Origin of the sequence: Paenibacillus polysaccharolyticus (assembly GCF_023714295.1) — a bacterium.
Lineage (GTDB): Bacteria > Bacillota > Bacilli > Paenibacillales > Paenibacillaceae > Paenibacillus > Paenibacillus polysaccharolyticus_A.
The window spans coordinates 191,209-209,701 of sequence record NZ_JAMAUN010000008.1; the positions used below are offsets into that span (position 1 = coordinate 191,209).

General features: G+C 43.9%; 20 protein-coding genes and 1 pseudogene. All 21 read left to right on the plus strand.

All coding sequences use genetic code 11. From position 1 onward, the window contains the following. Window positions 1-723: a response regulator transcription factor gene (locus M3629_RS19240; protein WP_063567747.1), complete on the plus strand. Its 723-nt coding sequence runs from the start codon at window positions 1-3 to the stop codon at window positions 721-723. Between the two features lie 234 nt (window positions 724-957). Further along, window positions 958-1,350 carry a hypothetical protein gene (locus tag M3629_RS19245; RefSeq protein WP_251509520.1) on the plus strand — a complete coding sequence of 131 codons (393 nt, stop codon included), beginning with the start codon at window positions 958-960 and terminating at the stop codon, window positions 1,348-1,350. 457 nt (window positions 1,351-1,807) lie between these two features. Then, on the plus strand, window positions 1,808-2,173 hold the full coding sequence (locus M3629_RS19250) for a hypothetical protein (RefSeq protein ID WP_251509683.1): 366 nt from the start codon (window positions 1,808-1,810) through the stop codon (window positions 2,171-2,173). Window positions 2,174-2,516: 343 nt separating this feature from the next. After that, window positions 2,517-4,004 (plus strand): annotated as a pseudogene (locus M3629_RS19255) (helicase-related protein); the annotation flags it as partial. Window positions 4,005-4,071: 67 nt separating this feature from the next. Further along, complete coding sequence (locus M3629_RS19260; RefSeq protein ID WP_251509522.1) at window positions 4,072-4,893, plus strand: ComF family protein; 822 nt, start codon at window positions 4,072-4,074, stop codon at window positions 4,891-4,893. A 697-nt stretch (window positions 4,894-5,590) separates the two neighbouring features. Continuing rightward, window positions 5,591-5,995 (plus strand): TIGR03826 family flagellar region protein, encoded by a 405-nt coding sequence (locus M3629_RS19265; RefSeq protein ID WP_251509524.1) that lies wholly within the window; start codon window positions 5,591-5,593, stop codon window positions 5,993-5,995. A 172-nt stretch (window positions 5,996-6,167) separates the two neighbouring features. Further along, window positions 6,168-6,452, plus strand: a complete 285-nt coding sequence (gene flgM / locus M3629_RS19270; protein ID WP_090923072.1) for a flagellar biosynthesis anti-sigma factor FlgM — start codon at window positions 6,168-6,170, stop codon at window positions 6,450-6,452. 11 nt (window positions 6,453-6,463) lie between these two features. Continuing rightward, entirely contained in the window at window positions 6,464-6,967 is a 504-nt protein-coding gene (locus tag M3629_RS19275) for a flagellar protein FlgN (RefSeq protein WP_251509526.1), read from the plus strand. A 19-nt stretch (window positions 6,968-6,986) separates the two neighbouring features. Then, window positions 6,987-8,540: a flagellar hook-associated protein FlgK gene (gene flgK, locus M3629_RS19280; RefSeq protein WP_251509529.1), complete on the plus strand. Its 1,554-nt coding sequence runs from the start codon at window positions 6,987-6,989 to the stop codon at window positions 8,538-8,540. A 24-nt stretch (window positions 8,541-8,564) separates the two neighbouring features. Continuing rightward, a complete protein-coding gene (gene flgL / locus M3629_RS19285; RefSeq protein WP_251509531.1) occupies window positions 8,565-9,485 on the plus strand; it encodes a flagellar hook-associated protein FlgL in 921 nt (306 codons plus the stop codon). 13 nt (window positions 9,486-9,498) lie between these two features. After that, entirely contained in the window at window positions 9,499-10,068 is a 570-nt protein-coding gene (locus M3629_RS19290) for a DUF6470 family protein (RefSeq protein ID WP_251509533.1), read from the plus strand. A gap of 115 nt (window positions 10,069-10,183) precedes the next feature. Then, on the plus strand, window positions 10,184-10,597 hold the full coding sequence (gene fliW, locus M3629_RS19295; RefSeq protein ID WP_353056761.1) for a flagellar assembly protein FliW: 414 nt from the start codon (window positions 10,184-10,186) through the stop codon (window positions 10,595-10,597). A gap of 1 nt (window position 10,598) precedes the next feature. Then, window positions 10,599-10,844, plus strand: a complete 246-nt coding sequence (gene csrA / locus M3629_RS19300; RefSeq protein ID WP_251509535.1) for a carbon storage regulator CsrA — start codon at window positions 10,599-10,601, stop codon at window positions 10,842-10,844. 144 nt (window positions 10,845-10,988) lie between these two features. Beyond that, window positions 10,989-11,882, plus strand: coding sequence for a flagellin Hag (gene hag, locus M3629_RS19305; protein WP_251509537.1), 894 nt, complete (start codon window positions 10,989-10,991; stop codon window positions 11,880-11,882). A 342-nt stretch (window positions 11,883-12,224) separates the two neighbouring features. Beyond that, window positions 12,225-14,135 carry a glycosyltransferase gene (locus tag M3629_RS19310; protein ID WP_251509540.1) on the plus strand — a complete coding sequence of 637 codons (1,911 nt, stop codon included), beginning with the start codon at window positions 12,225-12,227 and terminating at the stop codon, window positions 14,133-14,135. Between the two features lie 84 nt (window positions 14,136-14,219). After that, a complete protein-coding gene (locus M3629_RS19315; protein ID WP_251509677.1) occupies window positions 14,220-14,609 on the plus strand; it encodes a flagellar protein FlaG in 390 nt (129 codons plus the stop codon). Window positions 14,610-14,622: 13 nt separating this feature from the next. After that, window positions 14,623-16,128: a flagellar filament capping protein FliD gene (fliD, locus tag M3629_RS19320; protein ID WP_251509542.1), complete on the plus strand. Its 1,506-nt coding sequence runs from the start codon at window positions 14,623-14,625 to the stop codon at window positions 16,126-16,128. Window positions 16,129-16,148: 20 nt separating this feature from the next. Next, entirely contained in the window at window positions 16,149-16,526 is a 378-nt protein-coding gene (gene fliS / locus M3629_RS19325) for a flagellar export chaperone FliS (RefSeq protein WP_090922951.1), read from the plus strand. A 1-nt stretch (window position 16,527) separates the two neighbouring features. Continuing rightward, entirely contained in the window at window positions 16,528-16,881 is a 354-nt protein-coding gene (locus M3629_RS19330) for a flagellar protein FliT (RefSeq protein ID WP_251509544.1), read from the plus strand. Between the two features lie 292 nt (window positions 16,882-17,173). Further along, a complete protein-coding gene (locus M3629_RS19335) occupies window positions 17,174-17,371 on the plus strand; it encodes a cold shock domain-containing protein (protein WP_024631599.1) in 198 nt (65 codons plus the stop codon). A 418-nt stretch (window positions 17,372-17,789) separates the two neighbouring features. After that, window positions 17,790-18,350 carry a ribosome hibernation-promoting factor, HPF/YfiA family gene (hpf, locus tag M3629_RS19340; RefSeq protein WP_251509546.1) on the plus strand — a complete coding sequence of 187 codons (561 nt, stop codon included), beginning with the start codon at window positions 17,790-17,792 and terminating at the stop codon, window positions 18,348-18,350. Window positions 18,351-18,493 lie beyond the last annotated feature (143 nt).

Below are 18,493 nucleotides of genomic sequence, written 5' to 3' on the forward strand. Positions count from 1 at the left end.
ATGGAAAACCGTGATACTGGAAAAACATCAATTAAAGTTCTTTTGGCTGATGATCATCAGCTGTTCCGAGAGGGCTTGAAACGCATTTTGAATATGGAGGACGACATTGAGGTCATCGGGGAATGTGGCGATGGCATTCAAGTGCTTGAATTCTGTAATCAGGATAAACCCGATATCGTTCTGATGGACATTAACATGCCTGTAGAGAACGGCGTCGAAGCTACGGAGAAACTGCGCGAGCTGTTCCCGGATGTAAAAGTTATTATTTTGTCCATTCATGATGATGAAAGTTATGTATTCGAAACGCTCCGTAAGGGAGCCAACGGATATTTGTTGAAGGATATGGAAGCAGAGTCACTGATCAATGCGATTCGTTCCGTTCATGAAGGTCATGCATTTATTCATCCTAAAGTGACAGGCAAACTGATCATGCAACTTCGTCGTATGACGTATCTTAACGAAACAGGTGCGATGAGCGAAGGCGCTTCGAAGGAAGCAGGCGTTAAATTTGTTGCCGGAGACAATAACCCGCTGACACGTCGTGAGGCTGAGGTATTGCGTTTGATGGCCGAAGGTAAGAGCAACAAGATGATTGGTGAATTTTTGTTCATCAGTGAAAAAACAGTTAAAAACCATGTCAGCAGCATTCTGCAGAAGATGGAAGTGGACGACCGTACACAGGCTGTTATTAACTCCATCAAATATGGCTGGGTTACGCTCTAATTCTTATAATCGTAAGACCGGTATTTACTCGCGCCCTTTCCAGTATGGATCGGTCTGCGGGTTGATGGACTTTATCACTGTACATGAACAAAGTGTGAAGGTGTACTGCACATTGGTTCAGTCGAGCACGGATGGATTGTTTGGCTGTAACGCTTCGGAATACGCAGCATATACTGCGGTATACAGGGATGTTCGCCATGGGTGAACATGACCTTCCGAGGAGGTGCAGTTGCCATGGTTGCTCATCTGACTATGATTCTGCTCATATACTTCCTGGCGGCAATGGCCGTTCATCTTATGCACCAGCGCCATACTTCCCGCCCGGAGTCCGAAGGCTTCGAGCAGATTCTGCTCATTCCTTCCAATCAGGCAGGCCGGATTGAAGGCATCATTCGATCACTTTGTCTGGAATTATTATATCGTGGCAAGAGCTTTACATTAACGGTGGTCGCCGAGCAACAAGAGGCAGAGACGATCACGATTATTGAAAAGATCCTACAAAGACAAGGCATGGAGCTGTCTTATCTGCCAGCCGTGCCAGCAGAGCTTGAACATGCCGAGCAGAGGAATGGCGGCTATCGCCTCATTGATCTGCGCAGGTCTAGCGATGAATCTGGGTCCAGATAACCCTCGCATTGTACACGTTACAGACGTGGATATGCCGATTCGAGATGAGAGAGATTACAGCTTGATGCTGTAATCTTTTTTTTGTAATTGTAGCCAAGTCTGCCTTTAAATTGAATATGGGTTTTATTGCAATCTATGGTTAAAGACTGGATTTATCAATTCGCATGACGCTTGAAGAAGCATTTTGAAGTCAGAAGTCTTAACTTAAAAGTATAGACTGAGTAAACTGGAAAAAGTTGCGCATATACAAAGGAAAAATTCCAAATTTCTAAGGGATCAGGAATGAAGCCCGGGGTTACATTGACGATCAGAAAGTAAAACCATATACTTGTATTATATGAATATTCAGGCTGAATAGAGCCGGACTCTTGAAGAAGTACTTATTTCGCAGTAGCTGAAGGAACAGAATACGGTGAGACTGAAATTCGAAACGCTTTAGAAGATGATCAGCGTACGAATGAAAAAAAATTATGATATAAAGAATGGACATGAAGCACATGCTCCGACGAAGACGTCGGTCAGCATGTGCTTTTTGCTTTTCGGACATGAACAGAGGGGGAGAACCGATGCAGGTTGGGGTTTACGTGTACCGTGTGGGGGAAGAGTGGGGGATGGCAATGTCTCTCGATATTCAGGTGGATGTCATGTGGTGGCTGGAGGGGATGAGTGGACGGCATGTACAACAATGGCTGGTATTAAGCATGCAGCTTCCGTTAAGTCAGGCTTCGTGGCTCGTGGATCAATTCGTATCCGAGCTCAGCATGGATATGTGGCGTATGGAGGCGTGGCAAAGCTACTTGAATACGAAGCTGGACTTGTTTGAGCATCTCTCTGGCGAAACAGAGGCAAGGAGAGCGTTGACCGAACAATCGGTGGCGGGAAAGTGGAAGAATGGAAGTGGATTGCACAGATTGGGAGACGATAGAAGGAGAAAAGGAATGGGTAGAGGTGGTGGGGGAGGGACAGAACCAGGAATAGCTACAGAGATAGGAATGGAGGCGGGAGCATGTACAACATTAGAAGAGGGGACATGTGTAGGGACCGGAAATGGCATGAGGACACGGAGAGGGATTGCTGCTATGCGTGCAGTTCAGTCTGGCGGGATGCCCAAGCCATATCCCGCCGAGCATTGGGCTCAGCTGGAGCAGTGCGCAGCTCTGCTGGCTGAGCGGATGAGCGGCCGCCAACTCCTGGCGGCCGAGGCCGAGGCGCTGCTGGCGGCGGAGCCCGCCATGCCGCCAGGGGGCTGGCGCGCGGCTGCGCAGCTCGCGCGCTTGCATGGGCGGCTGCAGATGATAGCCGCCCTCGAAGGGCCTGCCACGCGCCGCAGGCTCGCGTGGCTCGGCCGCGCGCGAAGCGCGCCCCGCTGCCACCGCTGTGGCAGCGAAGCCAGGCAGCGCGTGCCCTGCGCTGCCTGCGGCCTGGCGGCGTGCGCCTACTGCGAGGCATGCCTCGCGCTAGGGCGCAGCCGTGCTTGTGCGCTGCTGCTACGCAGTGCAGCGCAAGGGGCCGTGCCCGCACGCGGCGAAGCATCGCGTGGCACGGCCCTGGTCCCCACCGGCGGCGGACTCGCCCGGTGGGGACTAAGCGCAGCGCAGAGCGCGGCAGCTACCGCGGCGCTCGCGTTTTTGGCCCGGCCGCCCGTAGGGGATGGGCCGGGGCGGTTCTTGCTCTGGGCCGTGACCGGGGCCGGCAAGACCGAAATGATTTTTCCGCTAATCCAGCGCACGCTGGATCATGGCGGACGAGCATTGGTCGCTACACCACGCAGGGATGTTGTGCTGGAGCTGGCTCCGCGCCTTGCCAAAGCATTCCCGGATACCCCGCTCGCAACGCTCTATGGCGGAAGTTCGGAGCGCTGGAAAGATGCTCGGCTCACCCTGGCGACTACACACCAGCTTATGCGTTTTTACCAAGGTTTTGATCTGGTGATCATCGACGAACTTGATGCATTTCCTTATCATAACGATCCCATGCTGGCTCACGCTGCCGCTTCGTGTTGCAAACCGGAGGGGCATTTCATTTATTTGTCTGCTACGCCGCCAACCCGTTTGCAACGTGAGGTCGCTTTGGGCAAACTTGCTCATGCCAAAGTGCCTGTCCGTTTCCACCGACATCCGCTACCCGTACCGAGGCTGATCAACATGCCTACAGTGGCGCAGTGCATCAAGCGCGAGCAACTTCCGGCTACCATCGTGAGGAGCATTAGTACTTCCTTGCATCGTGATGCTCAGGTGTTTGTTTTTGTAACGCGTATCGCCCAGATTGAGGCTTTTGTGCAACTGATGCGCAGGACTTTTCCTGCGATCTCGATTGAAGGAACTTCATCGCAGGATGCGGAGCGGGCCGCCAAAGTCATTGCATTTCGGGAACGCTCCATCCGTCTGCTCGTGACAACCACCATCTTGGAGCGAGGCGTGACAATCCCGCATAGCGATGTGTTTATTCTGGATGCAGACAACGGACTTTTCGACGAGGCTTCGCTCGTACAGATGGCAGGCCGGGCGGGGCGCTCCTTGGATGATCCGGCAGGCCGTGTCGTATTTGCCGCATCCCGCCGAACCCGTTCCCAAGTGAAAGCTGCATCCCAGATCCGCAAAATGAACGCCATTGCCCGACGCAAAGGTTACCTGCGGCCACCGGTGCCGAGATGATAAGGTGTATTACATACTTATGCTGGCTGCGTCATCTCGATATTTCGTCAAGAAAGGAGAACACTTCATGTTTAGTTATCTCTCTCGTATCTTCGAACGTGTTCAATATTTAACCGGACAGCTCCATAAGCTGCTCGGCCCGCCGGGTTCACCATGTTTGTCGTGTGGAACCCGCGCGGTGTTGTCCTCACGCTACCCGGGGATATGCTCGCGTTGTGTGCAGCAGATTCCATGGATTCGTTCGATCCGTTGCCAGCGCTGTGGCCGTGGCGTGGGATGCCCTGACTGTGTGCGCCCGAATATGCAGAATCGCTCTTTCCTCTGCAATCGTAGCGCCGTCCAGTACAATGATCTCATGAAAGAATGGATAAGTATGTACAAATTTCGAGGCGATGAGCGCTACGCTCCGCTGCTAACTGCAATGTTAACTCAAGCTTTTCAAGCGATGAGTGAAGAACTGGCTCTTATATGTGAAAAGGAAACCAGGAAGCCGCTATGGCGACCGGATGCGGTCACGTATGTGCCCGTGAGTGACGAGCGCCTGGCCGAACGCGGCTTTAATCAGGCGGAGCAGCTGGCAACAGGACTTGCCATTGCCGCCGGTTTGCCCTGTGTTGATCTGTTGCAGCGCCAGATCAACACAGGGAAGCAAAGTTTCAAGTCTCGCGCCGAGCGATTCGAGACGATGAAGCATGCATTTTCTATCAAGTATGATGAATTTGATTTTAGTCAGCTCAGGAGTTACAACAAGCCGTTTAAATTACTTTTAATGGATGACATCTACACGACCGGTAGTACGTTAGACGCTTGTGGGCAAGTCATTTTACACGCCGCAAGTAAAGCCAGCGTAACGTTGGAGATTTATACACTCACGTTAGCCAGATCGTAGTCGCTCCTGATAAGGAGAAGTATGTACTATAAGAACGCTTATTCTAATATTAATAACTCTATACTTGTAAATCTGTCCTTTTGTATATTTGAGCTTTAATATTGCAGTTGTTTGATAATATCTTGAATCAAAGCGATACAAGAAAAATTTTAATGGTACAATCGTGTCGATCAATGCCATTGCCTATACGAAGAGCGGGTTTGCGCCCAATTGAGAGCATGCCTTCCGAGTTCGTGCAAAAAATGCTTCAGATCCCGGAGCTTGGGGCGAAATGCTCATGGGAATGACTCAGTTGAGCGCGGCAGCTCCTAAGGGGACAGCAGATTGAACAAACATCACACTCACATGGGACAATGTAGCCGGTGCTACAGCCTATGAGATTGAGGCGGATGGACAGAGTGTTGCTATTGTAAGTGATCCAACATTTTTACATCTGAATTTATCACCGGCAAGCTTGCATAAATACCGTGTTCGGGCATTTAATGAACGGAATACGAGCGTATGGTCTTCTGTTGTGAGTATTAGAACCTTGAATTAAGGATATAAACTGATTACAATTCCAGAGACAGCCTTGCGTAAATATGCATCCTGTCTCACTTTTGTTTCGTAAATAAGCTATGGACTTCATATGAGAAAATAAGGTAATGTATAGGTATTAGCTATTCGGAGAAGGAAGTTGGAGAGGGGAGTTTTAGCGATGAATTTAGGGAATTGTCCTCGTTGCGGCAGATTGTATGCATTGAATTTTCGTGATGTGTGCTCGAACTGTATCAAGGAAATAGAGCAGGAGTACCAGACTTGTGTAGACTATTTGCGCGAAAATAAAGGCGCCAATATACAGGAATTATCGGATGAGACAGAAGTTTCAATCAAAACCATCACAAAGTTTATCCGGGAGGGACGGATTTCCATCGAAAACGCCCCGAATATGATGTATCCTTGTGAAGTGTGCGGAATGCTGATCCGTGAAGGGCATATGTGTGATTCTTGCCGTACGCGATTAACGAAAGATTTGGCTAGTGCTGCTCGTGAAGTAGGTCAGAAGGAGAATAACCAAGTAGGCGGACGAGCCTACAATGCTGTCGACAAACTACGGGACTAATAGGAACGTGGTCTTAAATACGAATAATGCTATAACAAATGTTTTAGAACGTACCGATAAACTTATTAAAGATTATCGGTTTTTTTTATTATCCTACTCATTTCAAACACATAAAGATAAAGAAAGAAAAACGTAGATCATTATATTTTATCTGAAAGGAAGTGCACTTCGAATGAAAATCAATGAACCGAGTCGAATTGGAGCCATCAATTCATATCAGAGGAATGTTGAATCCAACCAGCAGGCTGAGAACAAGAAAAGCCGCCGTAAGGATGAAGTATCCATTTCTCCGGAGGCGATGAAAATGCTCGAAGAACAAGGACGTACGCAAGATGCAGGACGGTTACAACGGATTCAGGAGTTGAAAGAGCAGGTAAGCTCGGGGACATACCAGGTGGACAGTAGCAAGCTTGCGGACAAGTTGCTACCGTATTTCAAGTCTTTTGATAAGGAATAGGTGATTATGTAATGGCAGCACTGGACAGATTAATTGCAGTTTTAGAACAGATGGAGCAAAGTCACTGTGAGATGCTGGCACTCAGTCAGGTGAAACGAGAAGTTATCGTCAAAAATGATGTAGACCAGCTTATCGCTATCATGAATAAGGAATCTAAGTTTATGAAACAGCAGGAGCCGCTTGAGACAGAACGACTACATGCTGTTCATGAACTTCTTCAGGAGCGTGGCATCAAGTCGATGTTGAACCTGAATATTACCGAGATTTCCAAGCTGATCTTTGATCCGGCTGACAAACAGCGATTGTTTGAAGTCCAGAAGAAGCTAGCGGGAACATTACAAGAGTTGAAAGACATCAATCAACTAAACCAAAAGCTGATCGAGCAATCGTTAATGTTCATTGATCTATCGATGGACATGTTTGCTTCCAGACCTGAACAGGATGCAACTTATCAGCATCCTGCTGATAAGCAAGGCAATCCAGGACGAATAGGTCTGTTCGACACGCGTGCCTGATTAAATAGGGGGAAACCAGGTGACATCTACATTTCATTCAATCGAAACGGCTAAACGCAGTTTGTTCGCACAGACGACCGCTCTTAGCACAACAGGCCATAACGTAGCCAATGCCAACACGGAAGGGTACTCACGTCAGAAGGTGAATATGCAGGCTTCCATTCCTATGGAGCCGTTTGCGTTTTTGCACAGTACATCGCCGGGACAACTCGGGACTGGGGTAGAGTTCGACTCCATCACACGTGTTCGGGAGAAATTTCTGGATGACCAGTATCGCAATGAGAATACCAACTTCGGGAGTTGGTCAATTCAACGGGATACACTGGAGAAACTTGAAGCGATTGTGAACGAGCCATCGAATACGGGCTTCCGGACAGTTATGGATAACTTCTATAAATCATGGTCTGATCTGAGTAAAAATCCGGAAGACGTTACGGCTCGTCGGATTGTTAAAGAGACTACACTGGCTCTTACCGACGCGATGAACCAGATTAGTCGCCAATTAGACTCTCTAAGTCAGGATCTGGACAGTAATATTGCGGTAAAAAGCAATGAAATTCAAGGTTACCTGGGTAACATTGCGAATCTGAACAGTGCAATCGTCAAAGTTGAATCTCTTGGTGATAACGCAAACGACTTACGTGACCAACGTGATTTAATTACAGACAAGCTGTCCAAAATCATGAATATTACCGTCACGGATTCACCACAGGGTTATCAGGTTCAAATGAATGGACAAGAGCTTGTGACTGGCGGAACGGTACAAGCAGTGGTCGATTCTGCGTTTTTGAATAATGCATATGCAGCCGGTACGCTCACCAACGGTGAGGTTCATGGCATGATTAAATCGAGAGATACGCTAGTGAGCGACTACCGTAAGCAAATGGATGAGTTAGCGAATACGCTAGCTAACGGTGATATCGAATTAACGATACCTGCGGGTTCCGTTTTGCCGGATAATACCATCCTAGGTGGTGTTACATACACAGGAGCTGCACGAACATTGACTAGTGATCTGAAGGTTACTGTGAAAGGTTTAAATGGATTGCACCAGCTCGGGTACAGCATGGATGGAACTAACACTGGAGGATTGCCATTCTTTACTGCGGCTGGAGGCGGAACCGCAATTACTGCCGGGAATATTTCCTTGAATGCTCAGATATTAGCTGACCCCAATAAGATTGCGACTTCGCTGCGAACAACAACTACATCTGGAACGGAAACAGTCATTAAAGGTAACAATACCTTGGCTAATCTGCTTGCTAATTTAAAAGATACACCAATGAAATCAGCCGATGGCTTGCGTAATGCAACGATTGGAGCCCAATTTAGTGCTATTATAGGTCAACTTGGTGTTCAATCTCAGGAAGCTGCCCGTCAGACTTCCAACTCAGAGTTTCTTGTACAACAGGTAGATACGCGTCGTCAATCTGTTAGCGGCGTATCTTTGGATGAAGAGATGGGGAACATGATCAAGTTTCAGCATGCGTATAGTGCATCTGCTCGATTTATGACCACATATGACCAACTGCTTGATAAATTAATCAACTCTACCGGTATGGTAGGCAGATAATAAGAAAGGAGAGGACTAAAGAAGATGCGAGTTACCAATAACATGTTGAGTTCACAGTTGATTCTTAACCTGAACCGAAATGCGCAGCAGATGAACACTACACAAACTCAATTGGCCACGGGGCGTAAAATTAACAAGCCATCCGATGATCCGGTTGGAATCACCTATTCTCTTCGCTACCGTGCGGAATTATCGTCTAATGAGCAGTATCAGAAGAATGTGGACAGTGCGATATCCTGGCTGGACTTCAATGACACCGTTATGGATCAGGCAGGAAGCGTGGTACAGCGTTTGAGAGAACTAACGGTACAGGCTTCAACGGGTACTAATCCTCAGTCTGCTTTGGATAGCATCAATCAAGAAGTGAAACAGTTAAAAGCTCAGCTCATAGATATTTCGAACAGTACACTGAACGGGAAATATATTTTCAATGGCGAAACGTATGACGTTAAGCCGTACGATTTCCCTACAAGCGCGGATGGATCATTTGACACATCTGCTGCCGCTTCAGTTCTTACCGATACAGGCAAGATTAATTTTATTGTGGGTGAAGCTGTTCAGCTTCCGATTAATGTGACCGGCAATGAAGTGTTTGGAAACGCTACTGATGCAGATAACTTGTTTGTCATCTTTAATACCATTAGTCAGGCTCTCGCCAGCGGCGATCAGAAGGAATTATCGAATCAACTTAACAATATTGATACGCGGACAAACCAAATGCTTTCCATTCGAGCAGAGATTGGTGCAAAAACGAATCGTATAGAACTAATGCAAGGCAGACTGGATGATCTTGAAGTGAATTTGTCCGATCTACAGTCCAAGGTCGAGGATGCCGATTATGCTGAATTGTCCATTAAATCTAAAATTCAGGAAAATATCTACAATGCTTCTCTATCTACAGGAGCGAAAATCATATCCCAATCCTTGGTTGACTTTCTGAGATAAAGGGGAGATCCTCTTGAGTCGTATTCCAATGCTGCAAATCCAGACAACGCCTACAGTACTTCATATGGATGCGGACATGGGGCAGTACAGCATCAGGCAACCGAAAGCAGATGTAGAGCTCCATACGAAGCCTGGAAAATTAACGATACAAAGCCATCCAATTGATCTTAATATTGATCAGTCCAAGGCCTTCTCAGCCTATCATGGAGGAAATATGTTTGATATGAATGCCCGAATCTATTCCGGCATTCAGCAGATTTTTCTACAAAACATGGCTGAGCGTGTACAACAAGGGAATGAGCTTGCGGCAATCCATAAGCCAGGTAATACTATCGCTAATATTGTAGGGACGAACTGGCAAGCGAGACCTTTTCCAGAGACACGTACGCCTGCATCTATGGATAATGTAAGTATTCGTATTAATACAAGAGCGCCTGACGTTCGTTTTGAAGCAGGTGAATCGGAGATGAACGTCACCGTGAACAAACCTGAGATCGAGTATCAACGCGGGAAACTGGATATCTATGTGCAGCAATATGCTTCCATACAGTATACCCCGCCTTCAATAGATATCGGATTATAAGTTATACTATAGAGCTATAGACGGTTGTAAGTATCCGCTATAGCTTTTTTTATCTAAAATTACTATCGCCAGGGAGGCGTTTATCATTTTTATTGAGACAAGTACTTGGGGCAAGATTGAGGTCGATGAAAAAAGTATATATCAATTTCCAAAAGGTCTGCCTGGTTTTGAGAATGAAACCGCATTTGCGTTAATTCCTTGGGAAGATACACCTTTCTGCTATTTACAATCGGTAAAAGAAAGAGAACTTTCATTTTTGGTGGTTAGTCCGTTTGAATTCAGGCAGGATTATAGTTTTGAACTCAGCAACGAAGATAAAGAAGAGTTAGAAATCAAAGAGGATGTTGCTGTATTTTCGATCGTTACGATTCATTCCGAAATCACAAAATCAACCATGAATTTGTTGGCTCCAGTAGTCATTAATCCAGTCAAAAGAGTAGGGAAGCAGGTTGTCCTCCAGCAATCAGGTTATATGACCAGGCATCTCATTTGGACGGAAGAACTGACTCCAACGAAGGGGGGAGACTAATATGTTAGTACTGTCGCGCAAAAAAGGGGAATCCATTATCATTCAGGATAACATCGAAGTAACCGTTCTTGCTGTAGAAGGAGATACGGTAAGAATCGGCATCTCTGCTCCCAAACAGATTGATATCTTTCGAAAAGAAGTATATGCATCCATCCAGGAAGCAAACCGGGAATCAGTCACACCAGATGCTCCTAGCGTTGCAGCGTTTATGGAACTATTGCAAGGAATGGAGAGCAAAAAAAAATAAAAATATTCCAATTTGCTATAAACACTTGATTGCTTCCTGTCGATATATTATTTAGACGTTGCTTCGGCAGGGCGGCCGACCTTAAAGTTGCAGCGTTTACCACAAGGATGTGGAACTAATTTATTTTCAGGGAGGAAATTCCAAATGATTATCAACCACAATATTGCTGCGATGAACACTCATCGTCAATTGAATGCAAACACAACAAACACGAACAAAGCTATCGAAAAATTGTCTTCCGGTCTGCGTATCAACCGTGCCGGTGACGATGCTGCAGGTTTGGCAATCTCCGAAAAAATGCGCGGTCAAATCCGCGGTTTGGATATGGCTACTAAAAACGGTCAAGACAGCATTTCCTTGATTCAAACAGCTGAGGGTGCTTTGAACGAAACTCACTCCATTCTGCAACGTATGCGTGAGCTCGCAGTTCAATCTTCCAATGATACAAACACAGATACAGACCGTACAGCTCTTCAAAACGAAGTGGACGAGTTGGCTAAAGAGATCACTCGTATCTCGAACACAACTGAGTTCAATACGAAGAAATTGCTTAACGGTTTTGCTGACGGTGCTTCTGGTGTAACTAGTGCAGCTAACCTTACGTTCCACATTGGTGCGAACGCAGGTCAAAGCATCACACTTACAATCAGTGCTATGGATGCAGCTAGTCTGGCAGTAGGTGCAGCAACTGGATCTACTTCTGCAAACGGTTCTGCAGATGCAGCTGTAACTGGCGGTATCAGTATCTCTTCCCAAGCTTCTGCGAATGCTGCGATTACAACTATCAATACGGCAATCGCAACAGTTTCCACAGAGCGTGCTAAACTGGGTGCTTACCAAAACCGTTTGGAGCACACAATCAACAACTTGGGAACAACTTCCGAGAACTTGTCTGCTGCTGAATCCCGTATTCGTGACGTAGACATGGCGAAAGAAATGATGAACCAAACGAAAAACAACATCTTGGCTCAAGCTTCCCAAGCGATGTTGGCACAAGCAAACCAACAGCCACAAGCTGTTCTGCAATTGTTGCGTTAATTTTAACTCAGCATCTATTGGTAAGAAAAGGTTGTCGATTTTCACATCGACAACCTTTTTTACTATGCTTCGTATAATCCATATCGTACGTACTTGGAATGATGTGTCATAAGGGATTAGATATTTCAATGTGAGTATTTTATTTTAAATAAATGGTGTTCTAAGAAAGATTAAAACAAAAAAAATAGAGATAGTGGATACTCAGGTTCTGTGGGTTAAGCCTCATGCTCATTCATATAAATTGAAGTTCAGGTATGGTCAGAGTAACGTTGGATCTATAATTTGCAATGTAGTGGGATCTAATTAATTCATATAATACTATTGAAGAGACGAGTGGATATAATGAACAAATCGGTTTCCCTTTGCATGATTGTTAAAAATGAACAGCTGTACTTAGAGCGTTGCTTAGAGAGTGCAAAGCATTTGGTTAATGAGATTATTATCGTGGACACAGGATCATCTGATAGAACTATCGATATCGCCAAAAAGTATACCAATAATATTTATTCCTACGATTGGGTGAATGATTTTTCTGCGGCGAGAAACTTTGCGATTGAGCAAGCGAAATCAGATTATATTCTGATCATGGATGCAGATGAATACTTTGAAGCAAATGTAGATCTGCAAGAGGATTTAAAGAAAGACTATGATTATTATGTATTTAATATTAATAATCACATGAAATTTAATAGATCATTTATACACACGGCCGTGAGATTGTTCCGAAATCATATTGGTCTTAAGTATGAAAACAGATTGCATGAGCATCTCAACATACTGGAAAACAACTCGAAATATAGTGGGGTTATCTCGGCATCTACGATTCAGCATGTGGGATACATGGATGAAGAGATATTGGAAGAGAAGAAACATAAGCGCAATCTGCCCCTAATGAAACTGGAAGTCCAGGAGAATCCTACAGCATATAACCTCTATAATATGGGGAAAACTTACTTTGGTATGAATGATTTTAAAAAGGCTGTTCCGTATTTTCAAAAATCGTATTCGCTCGCCAAAGATAAAGCATATATTCCTGAACTGCTCACAAAGTTAGCATTTGCACTTCATGAGACCGGTCAATTTGATGATGCCGTTGCTATACTGGTTGATGCCACGAAGATCTTCCCCTCAGAAACGGAGATGAAATACATTCAAGGCGTTATATATGCGAGGCATGGTTACTTCAAAGACGCCGAAACATGTTTTCATCAATGTGTTGAATTAGGGGATCAAGGTACGATGGTTACCGACGGTAGCGGAAGTTACATGGCGTATCTTCAATTGGCGGATATGTATGAGAAAACGAACCAATTGGATAAAAGTTACTCGGAGAGAATTAACGCCATGAAGGTAAAAGGGAACGCCGCAAATGTACTACAGGATTACTTACAGTTCAGCCTTAAAATTAATCAACCTTTAGACGAATGCAAACATATTATAGAGGAGTACTATAGTCTAAACACCATAGAGGATCTCCAGAATTTAATGAATATTTTGTACAGTTTGCGTCATTCGTTGTTGAACCACTATTTGAGCAAATTCAACATCACCACGGAGTCTCATATTCATACGATTGCCAAGATATATAGTAAAGACAAGAATCTCATGAGAACAGCTTTGGAAGATATTAATAACTTGGGGAATAGAGAAAATATACAAGATGTACTACTGTTGGCATATGTATTTAAGGACAAGAGTGTAATGGATAAGATTCAATTTGCAATGAATTTGGGAATTAAAGAGATGAAAATAATCAAACAACTCTTTGAAGATGAGAAGATGACAGGCTCTATTAACACATCGTTGCAAAATGTTCTATTCACACTATGTAAACAACTGATCATGATCGAGGAGTTTGAACTTTTTCAGGAACTGGCTCAAAAACTGATAGATCATGACTCTAAACACATTTTGAATATATGTAAAATTCTCAGTGAATATAGATTTGACGAGTTAGCGATTGATATGTTGGTTGTAATGTATAAGGAATCACCAAATCATCCGGAGATTATAAGGCTCTTAGGGGATTTGTGTCTCCGAAATAACTATCTTGAAGATGCGGAAATGTTCTATACCAAATTATTGAACGTGGATTCCAGTTATGAGGCGTATGAGCGCAACTTTAGACTTTACGAGAGTAATAGTGATAAAGAATCTATGATGAAAGTTGAAAAAGCTATGAGGGAGAGGTTCCCTTCAGCTGCTTGGGTTCAATCCGGATCTGACGCTCAACTGAGTCGATCGCTAAGATGAAATCTTAATTTTACTATAATTCTCTTCATTCTCACTTTACGCTTACCGATAAATATAATAAATAATTCCATCGGGGGATGAATGATGAATCTACAGTTTTCACTTTCTACCAATGTGACTGGAACTTCTTCGGCTACAAATAATAAACCAGTTGAGCCTCGTAGTAATCAGGACAGCATGTTATTGCAATCGGTTAGAAACGGAACAGATTTATCCAAATTGGAACGGCAAGGTTTGAACATTCCACCTGGTGATGAACAACTCATCAGGGCGATTGACAGAGCGGTTAAAGCGCTACAAGGCCCTACAACGACATTAGAGATGAGCGTACATGAGAAAACGCATCAGATTATGGTTAAGGTGCTTAATAAGGAAACCGGAGAAGTCCTTCGAGAGATTCCGCCTGAGAAAACACTTGATCTGGTAGCCAAGATGATGGAAATTGCAGGGATTGTGATTGATGAAAAGGTATAGGAGGGTGAGATAAATGGTATCAAGGATTAATGGATTTTCGGGTATGGATATTGACAGTATGGTCAAGTCGTTGATGACGGTTAAACGTGCTCCTTTGGATAAATTGAAACAACAGAAGCAAATATTTGACTGGACTCGAGACAGCTATAGAGAGCTAAACAGTAAAATTGTACAAATGAGTAATAAACTCTTTGATATGGGCAGTAAATCGGAGATGTTAAATACACAAAAAGCAACAGTGAGCGGGAATTCGACTGCTGTTAAAGCGGAGGCAAATGCGGATGCAGGCAGCACATCTATGGAAGTGAAAGTGACCAAGCTTGCTGAGAAAGCTACCATGAAAAGTTCAACAGAACTTCAGGCTGGAGGCGTGAAAGCAACTCGTGCCACAACTCTTGCAGATATCGCAGGAAGTAGTGCCCAGCCAACATATGATCTGAACATTAACGATAAAACCATTGTCTTTGCTAGCACAGATACCATGGCGGTTGTGGTTGCGAGAATAAACTCACAGATGCCAACAGTGAATGCGGCTTTCGATGAAATTAGTGGTAAGTTTACGATTACACATAAAGAATACGGGAAAGAGATATCAGATACGGACGTAAATAAACAGTCCAAGGCGAGTTCATTGACAGATGTGCTCAAGCTTGATGTGCCTGCCGATTTTGGCACGGGTAAAAAGGTGGATTATACCAAAGGAGAAGTTACCATTACAGGTAGTTTAGGTGGCTCTCAAACATATAACCCATCTACAGATAATCTTACGGTTAATGGAGTGAAATTAACTTTCTTGGAGTTAAGCGGAAGCAATAACTCGAAAGTTACAACCCAGTCTGACCCAACCAAGGCTGTTGAGACCATTAAATCTTTTGTGGACTCATATAATGAATTACTAGGACTGATGAATTCCAAAATATCAGAACAAACGTATCGCAGCTTTAAACCTTTGACAGATGAACAGCGTGAGTCTATGAAGGAAGATGATATTAAGAAGTGGGAAGAGAAGGCCAAAAGTGGTGTTCTGAAAAATGATAGTATTCTCAGTGATGCTATAACTTCCATGAGATTGATTCTTTCGAACAATCTTAAAGGTCTAAGCGAAGCGGGAATAACAACAGGGCAGTACTATGAGAAGGGCCAGCTAAAAATTGATGAAGCAAAATTAACAGAAGCTTTAGCGGCTAACCCAGAGAAGGTGTTAAATATTTTCCGCGGTTCTACCGCGGATCTGAATAGCAAGCCTATTTTTGGTGAAATAAGGGAAAAGTTAAGTGATACATTGGATATGTTAACGAAAAAAGTGGGTACATCCAAATATGATACGAATGCTTCCATGGCTTTGAAAACACAAAGTATCATGGGGGACCAATTAAAAGATTATAACAATCGTATCTCAAACTTGGAGCGGAAAATGACGGATTGGGAAACGCGATATTATAAACAATTCACGGCGATGGAGAAAGCAATGAGTCAGTTCCAATCCCAATCTTCCAGTTTGGCAGGCTACTTTAAGTAAAAGAGGAGGAAGGATTTGAAATGATTAAATCTCCTTATGAGAAATATAAACAGAATTCAGTACAAACTTCAACACCAGGTCAGCTGGTGATCATGTTATATGACGGAGCCATTCGCTTTGTTAAGGCAGGATTGGATGGCATACAAACGAAAGATTACTACAAAGCAAATGTGAACTTAGGTAAAGCTCAGACAATTGTTAGTGAACTAATGTCAACCTTGAATCAGTCCTACCCGGTAGCTAAAGATTTGTTTGCTTTATACGAGTATACGAATCATTTGCTTATTCAGGCGAATATTAAAAAGAATTCGAGTCTGGGTGAGGAAGCATTAGGGTATTTACAAGAGCTAAGAGAGACCTGGGTAGTGATTAATAAACAAACTGCGGGAACAATGTAGTATGGAGAGCAAAGATCAGATAAACCAGCTGTTAGAGGAACTCGCGATATTAACAGATGCTTTCGTAAAAGAAATTAACGCAAAATCATCCGATGAGACTGAAGCTTTTGTGAATGAACGACAGTCGATCGTAGAACGTCTAATAAAGTTGGGCGGGCCTGATAAGGCAAATCAGGAACAACATACGAAGCTGAATCATATTCTTGCTCATGATGCGTTGATTGAGTCCCATATGCTAGCGTTAAAAGATGAGGCTCAGCAGTGGTTAATGCAGCGGAATGCAGCACGAAGTCAACGTAACCTCTATGAAGCGAAGTATACAGCAGATAGTTACCTTATGGATAAAAGAAAATAATCTTTTATAATAAGACCAAGAGTTAAGATGAACTCTTGGTCTCTTTTTTTGTTGTTGTTAAAAGTAAATAAACTGCAATAAAAAAATAGTATATTCACTGGTGATTTATATTTAGCTGGAAAGGTCCAACATGGAACTTTCAACATTTCTCCCTATAAATCTACAAAAAATACCAATAAAACATTTTCTTTACCAATTGACAATGGATAAGATTAGGTGATATCATCTGAATTGTGGGCTAGGGTCTTGGCCAGAGCTTCACTTCATTTGATGACGAAGGGAATGTTAGTGCATGCAAGGTAAAGTAAAATGGTTCAACGCAGAAAAAGGTTACGGTTTCATTGAGACTGAAGACGGCGGCGACGTATTCGTACACTTCTCCGCAATTCAATCCGAAGGCTTCAAAACGTTGGAAGAAGGTCAATCCGTAGAATTCGACATCGTCGAAGGCGCACGTGGACCGCAAGCAGCTAACGTAATCAAATTATAATCATCCGGACAATCCGACCTACATATATGGTTAGATGGTTACCAAATTGAATTATCGCTAGCATCAGACTCCGGTGATCCGGGGTCTTTTTTTGTGTTGGTAGAGTTTTGAAATATAGGAAAGTTCATCTCCCCATTACAGGACAAAACGTGGACAGATTAAGGGTCAGGATAAGCTAGTTTTACATAACAGATTGAGTAACCTCAAAAACGGTTAAATAGATGATCAAGCGCCCGATGTACAATTTAGTTTAATCCGTGATTTTGCTCGAAAATGGCGAAAAATCACGAAATACGGCGTTAAACTTACGTTGGTTGATGTGACTGGAGCAGATGTCATTATTCGGTCACCGGGAGTTTTTACATGGCGCTTACATTCGTGTTATAATGAAGTGGCAAAGATAAAGGAGGAGTGCCCTATGAATTTAAGTATTCGAGGTCAACAAATCGAGGTTACCGAAGCTTTGAAAGATTATGTCGACAAAAAGTTGAGTAGACTCGAGAAGTATTTCGATGCACCCCTTACCTCTGACGGTGCCGTTACACTTAGCACAACTAGAGGCTTGCATACAGTTGAGGTGACGATTCCTTTGAAGGGCTTTGTGCTCCGTGCTGAAGATGAGAGCGATGATATGTACGCATCCATTGACGCCGTTGTGGACAAGTTGGAACGTCAAATTCGCAAACACAAAACGAAAATTAACCGTAAATTCCGTCAAGAAGGTAGCCTGAAGACACTCTTCGTAGAAGATCCAACAGGCACAGTAGCTACAGCCGAACTGGAGACGGATACGGATGATGATTTGGAAGTTGTACGTACGAAACGTTTTATGTTAAAACCAATGGATGTGGAAGAGGCGATCCTCCAGATGAACATGGTTGGCCATAACTTCTTCGTATTTTCCAACATTGAGAATGAGGAAGTAAGCGTGGTTTACAAACGGAACGATGGCAAGTATGGCTTGATTGAGCAAGGTTAAGTATACTTACAGCATCGCTTCAATTGAATAGCTAACCTAACCCTATAATTGAATATAAGCAGGAGCCTATGCTTCCTGAATTAAACTTAACGAGAGCTTCCATCCTTCTAGGGATGGGGCTCTTTTGTGCATAGCGACTTTAC